The sequence below is a fragment of the Lysinibacillus sp. FW301-JW8 genome (genome assembly GCF_058788755.1).
In genome coordinates this window covers 1-580 of sequence record NZ_JBYTBB010000159.1, presented here as the reverse complement: position 1 = coordinate 580, position 580 = coordinate 1, and the positions used below count along the sequence as shown (strand labels likewise).

Sequence of the window (580 nt, the reverse complement as noted above, 5' to 3'; positions counted from 1 at the left end):
GTAGCCTCGGTCAAACACGTACATGCATTCCTTGTCATCAACGAGAATTTCAAGCTGACCACGATCATGTTCTTTCGCGTTCGTTAGCACCGCTTTATCAGGGTACGAACAACCTTTTTCTAGATAAACAAGGCGCAAATGCAACTTCACACCTGATTTTGTTTTACGGAATTCAGCCCATCTATGGTTCTTTAAGTTCAATGGCAGTGTGCTGGAATCGATGATTTTCAGTGGTGTTGTGATTTTTCGACGCTGCTCAAAATGTGTTTTCTTATGGATTTGCGTGACTAAGTCTAGAAAAATCTGTTGGAAAAACTCAGATGGCACTTGATTTAATCGACGGCCTAGCTGCGAAAAGCTGATAGACTCTAAATACGTTGCTTTTTGTAAGTCGTCTGATAACAGCGTATCACTGATGGCACGTAGACTTTCGGTTTCAATGAGCTGGGCAAACAGTAATAATCTCAAGAATGAAGCGATGTGAAGCTTCTTTGTATAGTAATTTAATTGATGGTTTTCAACTAATTTTTCCATTTGTGTAGAAGAAATAGGTGAAAACCATTGTTCAAATGATGTTTTT

1 protein-coding gene is annotated in these 580 nt (G+C 39.0%); it reads right to left on the bottom strand.

The genetic code is table 11. The annotated features are described in order from the left end of the window. The coding region (locus AC3WOM_RS26715) for a DUF4372 domain-containing protein (RefSeq protein WP_492449225.1) at positions 1-580 on the bottom strand (580 nt) is incomplete at both ends.